The 10,519-nt window shown below is 71.6% G+C and carries 10 protein-coding genes; all 10 read left to right on the top strand.

The window, feature by feature from the left end; translation table 11 throughout:
• Positions 1–961: sensor histidine kinase (locus L2I40_RS11555; protein ID WP_237215107.1), on the top strand; the 961-nt coding region annotated here is incomplete at its 5' end.
• A gap of 65 nt (positions 962–1,026) precedes the next feature.
• Complete coding sequence (locus L2I40_RS11550) at positions 1,027–1,512, top strand: GNAT family N-acetyltransferase (protein ID WP_237215106.1); 486 nt, start codon at positions 1,027–1,029, stop codon at positions 1,510–1,512.
• Between the two features lie 201 nt (positions 1,513–1,713).
• Positions 1,714–2,865: a beta-glucosidase gene (locus L2I40_RS11545; protein WP_237215105.1), complete on the top strand. Its 1,152-nt coding sequence runs from the start codon at positions 1,714–1,716 to the stop codon at positions 2,863–2,865.
• Between the two features lie 387 nt (positions 2,866–3,252).
• Positions 3,253–4,383, top strand: a complete 1,131-nt coding sequence (hemH, locus tag L2I40_RS11540; protein ID WP_237215108.1) for a ferrochelatase — start codon at positions 3,253–3,255, stop codon at positions 4,381–4,383.
• Positions 4,384–4,393: 10 nt separating this feature from the next.
• Entirely contained in the window at positions 4,394–5,065 is a 672-nt protein-coding gene (locus L2I40_RS11535; protein WP_237215104.1) for an HAD family hydrolase, read from the top strand.
• A gap of 49 nt (positions 5,066–5,114) precedes the next feature.
• Positions 5,115–5,567: a protoporphyrinogen oxidase HemJ gene (gene hemJ / locus L2I40_RS11530; RefSeq protein WP_237215103.1), complete on the top strand. Its 453-nt coding sequence runs from the start codon at positions 5,115–5,117 to the stop codon at positions 5,565–5,567.
• Between the two features lie 213 nt (positions 5,568–5,780).
• Positions 5,781–7,592: an ABC transporter ATP-binding protein/permease gene (locus L2I40_RS11525; protein WP_237215102.1), complete on the top strand. Its 1,812-nt coding sequence runs from the start codon at positions 5,781–5,783 to the stop codon at positions 7,590–7,592.
• A gap of 296 nt (positions 7,593–7,888) precedes the next feature.
• Positions 7,889–9,163 (top strand): transcription termination factor Rho, encoded by a 1,275-nt coding sequence (rho, locus tag L2I40_RS11520; protein WP_237215101.1) that lies wholly within the window; start codon positions 7,889–7,891, stop codon positions 9,161–9,163.
• A 208-nt stretch (positions 9,164–9,371) separates the two neighbouring features.
• Positions 9,372–9,941 carry an HD domain-containing protein gene (locus L2I40_RS11515; protein WP_237215100.1) on the top strand — a complete coding sequence of 190 codons (570 nt, stop codon included), beginning with the start codon at positions 9,372–9,374 and terminating at the stop codon, positions 9,939–9,941.
• On the top strand, positions 9,938–10,519 hold a 582-nt coding region (locus tag L2I40_RS11510; protein ID WP_237215099.1), incomplete at its 3' end, for a GNAT family N-acetyltransferase. The genes L2I40_RS11515 and L2I40_RS11510, both read left to right, overlap by 4 nt.

Below are 10,519 nucleotides of genomic sequence, written 5' to 3'. Positions count from 1 at the left end.
GGGGGGCGCGCTGTTCGGCACGGTGGCGGCGAGCGCGGGCGACCTCGGCGCGCTGCTGCGCCACCCCGCGCTGGCGGACGCGCTGGATGCGGCGCTCGCGGATGCCGGGCCGCGCGAGGTGGACGTCTCGCTCCCCGTCCCGGTGCCGCGCGAGCTGAAGGTGCATCTCGTGCCGATGGAGCCGGCGCTGGCCGATGGCGGGCGCGTCGTGCTGCTGCTGTCGGACCGCACGCGGGAGCGCGCGATGGAGCGCACGCGCGCCGACTTCGTCGCCAATGCCAGCCACGAGCTGCGAACCCCACTGGCCTCCCTGATCGGCTTCGTGGACACGCTGCGCGGCCCGGCGCGCGACGACGCCGAGGCGCGCGCGCGCTTCCTCGGCATCATGGCGGAGCAGGGCGAGCGGATGCGGCGGCTGATCGACGACCTCCTCGGCCTTTCGCGCATCGAGATCACCGAGCACCAGCCGCCGACCGGCCGCGTCGATCTCGCCGCGCTGGCGGCGGCGGAGGCGGAGGCGATGGCGCCGATCCTCGCCGCGCGTCGCATCACGCTGGAACGCGACCTGGCCGAGGGCACGGTGGCGGCGCCCGCGGATGCCGAGCAGCTCGCGCAGGTGCTGCGGAACCTGCTGGAGAACGCGGCGCGCTATGGGCGGGACGGCGGCACCATCCGGCTTTCCGTCGCGCCGGCCGCCCAGGGCGGCGCCTGGCCTGCGCGCGCCGGCGTGGTGCTCAGCGTCGGCGATGACGGGCCTGGGATCGCGAAGGAGCACATCCCGCGGCTGACCGAGCGCTTCTACCGCGTGGATCGCGGCCGCAGCCGCAGCGCCGGCGGCACCGGGCTCGGCCTCGCCATCGTCAAGCACATCGTCAACCGGCACCGCGGCCAGCTCCTCATCGAGAGCGAGCCCGGTGCCGGATCGAAGTTCCACGTCTGGCTTCCGGCGGAGGGCGGCTGATCCGTTGCGCGTCGCCGGCGCCGGGCGCAGGCTTCTGGCCGCGTCGCGTCCCTGGGAGCGCGCCCATGCAGATTCGCCCGGCCCGGCCTGCCGACGGCAGCCGCCTTGCGACCCTCTTCGCCGACATCGCCGCCGGGACGGCGTTCATCCCGTTCGATCCGGACCACGCGGCCGACGCCGCGCAGCGGCTCTCCGGCGCCTCGGCGGGGCATCGCGCGCTGCTGCTGGCGGAGACGGCGGAGGGCCTGCTGGGCTTCGTGGATGTGCAGCGGATCGCGCCATCGCCGGCACTGCGCGACGGGGCGCTGCTCGAGGTCGGCGTGCTGTCGCGCGCGCGCCGCGCAGGCGTGGGCAGCGCGCTGATCGAGGCGGCCGAATCCTGGGCGCGGCGCGAAGGCATGACGCGCATGACGCTGTTCGTCGTGGCCTCCAACTGGCGCGCGGCGTCGCTCTATCTCCGCCGTGGCTACCGCTTCGAGGGGCTGCGCCGGGCCGGCTACCGCATGCCGGAGGGCATGGAGGACGAGTACGTGATGGGCAAGGCGCTGTAGCGCGGGGTCCGGGCGGACCGCTCGCGTAACCGGCGCGGGCACGCCTCATCGGCAGATCAGTCTTGTCTGATTGCCTACAATCGGCAATTGATGGCGCCCCGGCGCTCACCTGCGCGTGAAGCGAGATCCGGGAGCCTTCCGCACCACGGGCGTTACCGACCCGATCCCCTGACCTTCCGCCCCGTCCGCACGGAGTTGCGCGTGATCCCTGACCAGCCGCTGTTCCGGTCCTTCTTCCTCGCCGGGTTCGAGTGTTCCACCCATCGCAACATGTCGCGCCGGCGGCTCGACATGATCGCGGCCACGCATCACGACATGCTCGCCTATGAGGACTACGCACAGTGCGCCGAGCACGGCATCCGCAGCGTGCGGGACGGCGTGCGCTGGCACCTGGTGGAGAGTTTTCCCCGGCACTACGACTGGTCGTCCGTCCTGCCGATGCTGCGCGCGGCCGAGCGCGCCGGCACGCAGGTGATCTGGGACCTCTGCCACTATGGCTGGCCCGATGACCTGGATGTCTTCTCGCCGGCCTTCGTGGACCGCTTCGCCGCCTACTCCGCCGCCTTCGCGAAGCTGCACGTCGAGGAGACCGGCCGTCCGCCCTTCGTGTGCCCAGTGAACGAGATCTCCTTCCTCGCCTTCGCCGGCGGCGACATGGAGCGCTGCAGCCCGCATGCGACGGGGCGGGGGATGGACCTCAAGCGCAACCTGATCCGCGCCGCCGTCGCGGGCACCCATGCGGTGCGCGCCGCCGCGCCCGGGACGCGCACGGCCGCCATCGACCCGGTGATCAACATCGTCCCGCGCCACCCGGGCGAGGCCGAGGAGGTCCGGCTGCACAACGCCAGCCAGTGGCAGGCCTGGGACATGCTGGCGGGGCGCGAGGAGCCGGCGCTCGGCGGGTCGGAGGACACGCTCGACGTGGTCGGGATCAACTACTACTGGAACAACCAGTGGCTTCATCACGGCGAGCCGCTGAGCGTCTTCGACGCCGCCCGCTTCAAGCCGTTCCGCGGGATCATCGCCGATGCCGCGGCACGCTACGCGGGCCGTGACATCTTCATCGCGGAGACCTCGATCGAGGGCTGGCCGCGCCCGCAATGGCTCCGCTACGTGACCGAGGAGGCGCTCGCGGCCATGCAGGCGGGCGTCGCCGTGCAGGGCATCTGCCTCTATCCCGTGATCTCGCATATCGGCTGGGACGAGGACCGCTACTGCGCCAACGGCCTGTTCGAGCTGCAGCCGAAGCACGGGCGGCGCGAGGTCTACAAGCCGCTCGCCGAGGAGCTGGCGCGGCTGAACGCCCAGGTCCGGGACGCCGGCTTCGGCGCCCCGCGCAGCGCCGCCATGTGAGTCTCCCCACGACGACGCCTTCGGCGTCGCCGGGGGGCCCCGGTTTCGCGTCCATCCCCCAAGAGCGCCTATCGAAACCGGGTCCGATCCTGGGCGGCGCCGCGGCTTCGCCGCGGCAACGCAGCGGAACCGACCGGAACCGGCGCCCAGGACGGGGGCCCCGCAAAGCCGCGAATCGGTTTTGTGGGGAGTTGTAAACCGAGCTCATCCCGCCGCGGCGAAGCCGCGGCGGGGCACCGGGGGGCGGATGGCGGCCATGGCACGGACGGCCTCCCTCCGTCTCGCACTGCCCCGCGCATCCCTGCCGCGCGCCACGAAATGACGCGGGGGGCGCGGTTGGGCCTTGACCCGGCCCCCCGGGATGTCATGTCACGGCCCACCATGGACATGCCCGCAGAGCCCGCGCCTGCCGTCGCGACCTCCCGACGCCCACGCGTGGCCGTTGTGCTGTTCAACCTCGGGGGGCCCGACGCGCCCGAGAGCGTGCGGCCCTTCCTGGTCAACCTGTTCACCGACCCGGCCATCCTGCGCGTGCCCGGCTGGGTGCGCCCCTGGCTCGGGCGGATCATCGCCTGGCGCCGCACCAAGCCGGCCAGCGAGAACTACGCCATCCTCGGCGGCCGCTCGCCCCTGCTGGAACTGACGGAAGAGCAGGGCCGCGCCCTGGAGCAGGTCCTGAACGCGACCGGCGAGATGGAGGCGAAGTCCTTCATCGCGATGCGCTACTGGCACCCGATGTCGGACGAATGCGCCGCGGCGGTGAAGGCCTGGGCGCCGGACGAGATCCTGCTGCTGCCGCTCTATCCGCAATTCTCCACCACCACGACCGGCAGCTCGATGATCGCGTGGGAGAAGGCGGCGGCGAAGGCCGGCATCGATGCGCCGACCACCACGCTCTGCTGCTTCCACTCCGACGACGGCTTCGTGGAGAGCACGGCCGCGATCGTCCGCGCCGCCTGGGACAAGGCGCGCGCCGAGCTCGACCCCGCCGTGAAGCTCCGCATCCTGTTCAGCGCGCATGGCCTGCCGGAGAGCATCGTCACCGCCGGCGATCCCTATCAGTGGCAGGTCGAGCAGTCGGTCGCGCATGTCGCCGCGAAGCTCGGCATCGCGGATCTCGACCACGTCGTCTGCTACCAGTCGCGCGTGACGCCGCAGAAGTGGATCGGCCCTTCGACGGAGGACGAGCTGGAGCGCGCCGGGCACGAGAAGGTCGCGGTGCTGGTCGTGCCGATCGCCTTCACCTCCGAGCATTCGGAGACGCTGGTCGAGCTCGACGTCGAGTACCGCGAGGAGGCGGAGAAGTTCGGCATCCCCGCCTATTTCCGCGCGCCCGCGCAGAACTCCGACCCTGGCTTCATCGCCTCGCTCGCGTCGCTGGTGCGGCGCGCGCGGGCGTCGGAGCGCAGCCTCTGCTCCTTCGCCGGCGCCCGGCAATGCCCGAAGCAGCATGGCGACTGCCCGCATGCGCGCGCCGCGCAGCGCCAACAGGGCGCGCGCGCCAAGGTCGCGGCCTGATACCGTCCTGATGCATCCTCAGGCCGTTCTGTTCGATTGCGACGGCGTGCTCGCCGACACCGAGGCGCTGCACGACCGCATCATGGCGGAGGAGATCAGCGCCCTCGGCTGGGAGATGACGCCGGAGGAATCCGCGCGCCGCTTCCGCGGCTACGCCTGGGAAGCGATCGCGCCGATGATCGAGCAGCGGCTCGGCCCCGACTCCGTGCCGCCCGACTTCCTCCAGCTTCTGATCGCCCGCGTGATCCGCGCGCTCGAGCATGAAGCCGTGCCGGTGGCCGGTGCCTGCGAGGCGGTGGCCGCCATCGTCGCGGCCGGTATCCCGGTGGCGGTGGCCAGCAACTCGTCCCGCGGCGAACTCGCGACCAAGCTGCGCCGGCTGGGACTGGCGGAGACCTTCCGCGGCCGGGCCTTCAGCGTGAACGACGTGGAGCGCGCGAAGCCCGCTCCCGACATGTACCGCGCCGCGGCGGTGGCCTGTGGCGCCGATCCGCATGCCTGCGTCGTGGTGGAGGACAGCGTCGCCGGCGCACGCGCAGGGCTTGCCGCAGGCTGCCGCGTGCTCGGCCTCGCGCATTCGGACGCCGCGGCCGCGGCGCTCGCCGCGGTGGGTGCTGAGACCTTCACGCGCATGGCCGACCTGCCGGCGCTGGTCGGGCTGACGCCCGCGCCGGTCGGCTGATACGCTTCGCGTCTCCATCACGCGCCGCGCGCGACGCGGCAGGGACCGCATGACGCTCGACTTCCTCGCCCCGCTTTATCCCTGGACCAAGTCGCTGCACCTGATCGCGACCTTCGCCTGGATGGCGGGCCTGTTCTACCTGCCGCGACTCTACGTCTATCACTCGCAGGTGCCGCCCGGCGACGCGCGCTCCGAGACCTTCAAGGTGATGGAGCGGCGACTCATGAAGGCGATCATGAACCCGGCGATGATCGTGACGCTGCTCTTCGGCGTGCTGCTGATCCTGACGCCCGGGATCGTGGACTGGCGCGCGGGGTGGTGGCACGCGAAGCTCACCGGCATCGTCGCGCTCTTCGCGATCCACGGCATCCTGGCGAAGGACCTGAAGCGCTTTGCCGCGGATGAGCGGCCGCGCAGCGAGCGGGCTTGGCGGGTCCTGAACGAGGTGCCGACCGTGGCGCTGATCCTGATCGTCGTGATGGTGATCGCGAAGCCGTTCTGACCTGGGCGGCCGGCGACGCGTGCCTCGCCGCACAGGCTGCAGGTGCGGGTCGGCAAGAAGGTGCGGCCGCGCATCAATCGTGGCGGGAATGTGGCAGAGATGTCGCACGCTTTGAGCGAGCGCGCACAAGTGCCTGTCAAGCCTGCCTTCACGATTGAGTGTGTTCTGTAGGTTGTATACCGCTCATGGCTCCGTCGACCTGCAGGAGCCATCATGCCGAAGACGACGACCCCGCAGGTCGAACAGAACGCGCTGAGTGACGCTTGGCGCCTGGCCCGTGGCTGGGCGCGGGATGAGCCCTGGGTTGTAGCCGGTTTGGTCGCGGCGGCGCTGCTCGCGATCGGGGCGCAGCTCGCGGTGGATTGGGGCTTCGCGCTCTGGAACCGCCACGCCTTCGACGCCCTGGAGGCGCGCGACGGGGCCGCCTTCGGGACGCAGATGCTGGTCTTCGCCGGGCTGATCGCGGCGCTGATGGTCGCCAGCGTCGGCCGGCTGTGGACGCGCCAGATCCTCGGCTTCCGCTGGCGCCGCTGGCTGGTGCTCCGGCTTCAGGACCGCATGCTCGTCGATGGCCGCCATCATCGGCTGGCCAGCGGCGCGACCGGCACCGACAACCCCGACCAGCGCATAGGCGAGAACGCGCGCTGGGCCACCGCGATCGCCGTCGATCTCGCCTTCGGCCTGATCTACGCGGTGGTGCTGCTGGCCTCCTTCGCCGGCATGCTCTGGCATCTCTCGGCGGCCTTCTTCATTCCCGTCGGAGACACCCGCCTGCATGTCCCGGGCGGGATGCTCTGGGCGGCGCTGCTCTACGCCGCCGGCTGCGCCGCGATCACCTTCTGGCTCGGCCGGCGCCTGCCAGCGATCCACATGCAGCGCAACACGGCCGAAGGCGACCACCGCTTCGCGCTGGTGCGGCTGCGCGAGCACAGCGAGGCGATCGCGCTGATGGGCGGCGAGCGCGACGAGCGCCGCGGGCTCGCCGCCGCCTATGCGCGGCTGGAAGCGGCGATGCTGCGCATGTTCCGCTCCGAGCGCGACCTGATGTGGCTCGGCTGCTGCTACATGGCGGTCGCGCACACGCTGCCGCTGGCGCTCGGCGCGCCGTCCTTCTTCGCCGGCGCGGTCACGCTCGGCGTCCTGATGCAGACCGCGCACGCCTTCATGGAGGTGACGCGCGCGCTGACCTGGCTGACGGAGAACTGGCCGCGGCTTGCCGACTGGCGCTGCCATGTCGCGCGCGTCGTGGAGCTCGAGCGCGCGCTGGAGGCACCGGAGCCACCCGGCGCCCTGCGGCGGCAGGACGGCGCGCCGGCGCTGGAGCTGCGCGGCATCGCGCTGGCCACCCCCTGCGGCCGCGACCTGCTGCGCGCGGCGGAGGTGACGGTCTCGCCCGGCGAGCGCGTGCTGATCCGCGGCGAGAGCGGCAGCGGCAAGTCCACGCTGTTCCGCGCCATGGCAGGGCTCTGGTCCTGGGGCCAGGGCGAGATCCGCATGCCCTGCCGGCAGGCGAGCATGTTCCTGCCGCAGCGGCCCTACCTGCCGCTCGGCACGCTGGCTGCCGCGCTCTGCTACCCCGCCGCGCCCGGCGCCTTCGGGGCGGAGGCGCTGGAGGCGGCGCTCCGACGCTGCAACCTGCCGCACCTGGCCGGCCGGCTGGAGGAGGAGGAGGCACGCTGGGACCGCGTGCTGTCGCTCGGCGAGCAGCAGCGGCTGGCCTTCGCCCGCGTTCTGCTGCACCGGCCGCTCTGGATCTTCATGGACGAGGCGACCTCGGCGCTGGACGAGGCGAACCAGGCGGCGATGTTCGCCCTGCTGGCGGAGGAGCTGCCGGGCTCCGCGGTCCTCTCCATCGGGCATCGCCCAGGCCTTGGCCGGCATCATGACAGGGAGTTGGTGGTGCAGCCGAGCGCCACCGGCGGGCGCCTGTTACTGCCGGCGGCGGGTGCGCCGACGGCCCCGCCGAGACCGCTGCCGCGACGCGAGGCCGCCCGCGGCCAGCGGATCCGGGCGGCCTCCACTTGATTGGGAGCCCCGAGGCGCCATCTGGCAGTTGACGGAGCGCGGCGCCCTTCCTAGGGTCCGTCCGCCTTCCGGCAATCGGTAGCCTTCGAGTCACCCGCCTGGGTTCCGGGCTGGTCCGTTGGCTCCGGTCCCTCCCTCCTCGCCCCTGGCCGCCGCGACCCAAGCCCGAGAATCGGTGCACGCGGCACGGCAGAGGCCCCGATCGGTCCCGCCGATCCGGTCCCGCCGCCCCGGGGTTCCTCCTTCGACTTCTTCCGCGCGCAGTCCAAGGCGCGCAGCACGGACGCAAACGGCCCATGCATCTTTCAGAACTCAAGGCCAAGTCGCCGGCCGAACTCCTCGCCTTCGCGGAGGATGTCGGGGTCGAGAACGCCTCGTCCCTGCGCAAGCAGGACATGATGTTCGCGATCCTCAAGACGCTCGCGGACAACGAGCAGGCGATCTACGGCGACGGCACGCTCGAGATCCTCTCGGACGGCTTCGGCTTCCTGCGCAGCCCGCAGGCGAACTACCTGCCCGGCCCAGACGACATCTACGTCTCCCCCGCCCAGGTGCGGCGCTTCGGCCTGCGCACCGGCGACACGGTGGAAGGCCAGATCCGCGCGCCGAAGGACGGCGAGCGCTACTTCGCGCTGCTGAAGGTAGACAACGTCAACTTCCAGCCGCCCGAGGCGCTGCGGCACCGGATCAACTTCGACAACCTCACCGCGCTCTATCCGACGCGCCGGCTTAAGATGGAGAACCCGGAGGTCGAGTCCGTCGCCAAGGGCCCGACCAAGGACAACACCCATCGCGTCATCGACCTGGTGGCGCCCATCGGCATGGGCCAGCGCGCGCTGATCGTGGCGCCGCCGCGCACCGGCAAGACGGTGATGCTGCAGAACATCGCCAAGTCGATCACGGCGAACCATCCCGAGGTCTTCCTGATCGTGCTGCTGATCGACGAGCGGCCGGAGGAAGTGACCGACATGGCGCGCACGGTGCGCGGCGAGGTCGTGGCGAGCACCTTCGACGAGCCGGCGACGCGCCACGTGCAGGTGACGGAGATGGTGCTCGAGAAGGCGAAGCGCCTGGTCGAGCACAAGCGCGACGTGGTGATCCTGCTGGATTCGATCACGCGCCTCGGCCGCGCCTACAACAGCGTCGTGCCGAGCAGCGGCAAGGTGCTGACGGGCGGCGTGGACGCGAATGCGCTGCAGCGCCCGAAGCGCTTCTTCGGCGCGGCGCGCAACATCGAGGAAGGCGGATCGCTGACCATCATCGCCACCGCGCTGATCGACACTGGCTCGCGCATGGACGAGGTGATCTTCGAGGAGTTCAAGGGCACCGGCAACTCGGAGCTTGTCCTCGACCGCAAGCTCTCCGACAAGCGCGTCTTCCCGGCGATCGACATCACCAAGTCCGGCACCCGCAAGGAGGAGCTGCTGGTGGATCGCGGCAGCCTGTCGAAGATGTGGGTGCTGCGCCGCATCCTGAACCCGATGGGCACGCAGGACGCGATGGAGTTCCTGCTGGACAAGCTGAAGTACAGCAAGACCAACCAGGACTTCTTCGACGCCATGAACACGTGATTCTTTTGCCCTCAGGCGCCGGGCGCGCGCATCCGCGCGTTTGGCTTCGCGCCGGCCACTGCCGCACCTTGCGCGGCGGTTGGTCTGGGCGCGGGCCGCATTCGCGGCCTCGGCTGGCTTCGCCCGCCGCCAGCGCCGGTGGCGGCACGGCATGTTGAGGTGACAGACAGTCGGGGGCCGGGAGGCCCCCTTTTTCGTGGGAGAACAGATGGACCAACCTGACACGACCCCGGCGCAGATCCTGCGCGCCGCCGTCTTCGCCGCGCGGGTGCATGCGACGCATCGCCGCAAGGGCGCCTCGGCCGAGCCTTATGTGAACCACGTGCTCGAAGTGGCGCGGATCCTTGCCGAGAACGGCGCGCCGCAGGAGGCGATCCTCGCCGGGCTGTTGCACGATACGGTCGAGGACAGCGACCAGGACCCCGAGCCCATCACCCATGAGCGCCTCGTCGCCGAGTTCGGCGAGACGGTCGCGCGCATCGTGGCGGAGGCGACGGACGACAAGTCGCTGCCGAAGGAAACGCGCAAGGCGCTGCAGGTGAAGCACGCGCCGAAGAAGAGCGACGCGGCGAAGATGCTGAAACTGGCCGACAAGATCTCGAACCTGCGGGCGATCACGGCGGCGCCGCCGGCGAACTGGGAACATGCGCGCCGCGTCGAATATGTCGGCTGGGCTGGCCGTGTCGCGGTCGGGCTGAAGGGCGCGAACCCCGCGCTCGATGCGCTGTTCGACGCGACCTATCGCGAGGCGATGGCGACGCTGGCGGCGGAGGCATGACCGACTTGCCCTCGGTGCTCGATCTCGAGCGCGCCACGCTCTCGGCCGTGCCGGCGCCGCGCGTCGCCTTCGAGGGCGGCTTCGTGCTGCGGAGCTTCGCCGGCGGCACCGGGCGGGCGAACGCGGCGTGTCCGCTCGATTCTTCCCCCGATCCCGAACTCGCGACGCGGCTCGACCGGATCGAGGGGTTCTATCGGCGCGTCGGGATGAAGCCGCGCATCCGGTCGACGCCGCTGGACCCGCCCGGGCTGGCGGAATTGCTCGCCGCGCGCGGCTACCGGCCGCATGACGAGAGCCAGGTGATCTGCGGCGCGCTGAGCGAGGCCTTCGGGCCCGATCCCGATTGCGAGGCGCTCGATGCCCCCTCGCGCGACTGGACCGCGGTGATGGCGAGCGCCGAGCACCAGGTGCCGGCGCGCCAGGCGGAGAAGGCGCGGATGCCGGAGATCCTCGGCGTGCCGGCCGCCTGGGTGCTGCTGCGCGATGGCGGGCGCCCGGCCGCCTGCGCCTTCGTGACGACGGATGGCGCGCTCGCCGGGCTGTTCGACCTCGCGGTCCGGCCGGAGTTCCGCCGGCGC

The organism is Falsiroseomonas oryziterrae (genome assembly GCF_021864505.1).
Taxonomy (GTDB): Bacteria; Pseudomonadota; Alphaproteobacteria; order Acetobacterales; family Acetobacteraceae; genus Falsiroseomonas; species Falsiroseomonas oryziterrae.
This window is presented reverse-complemented; position numbering and strand designations above follow the sequence as displayed.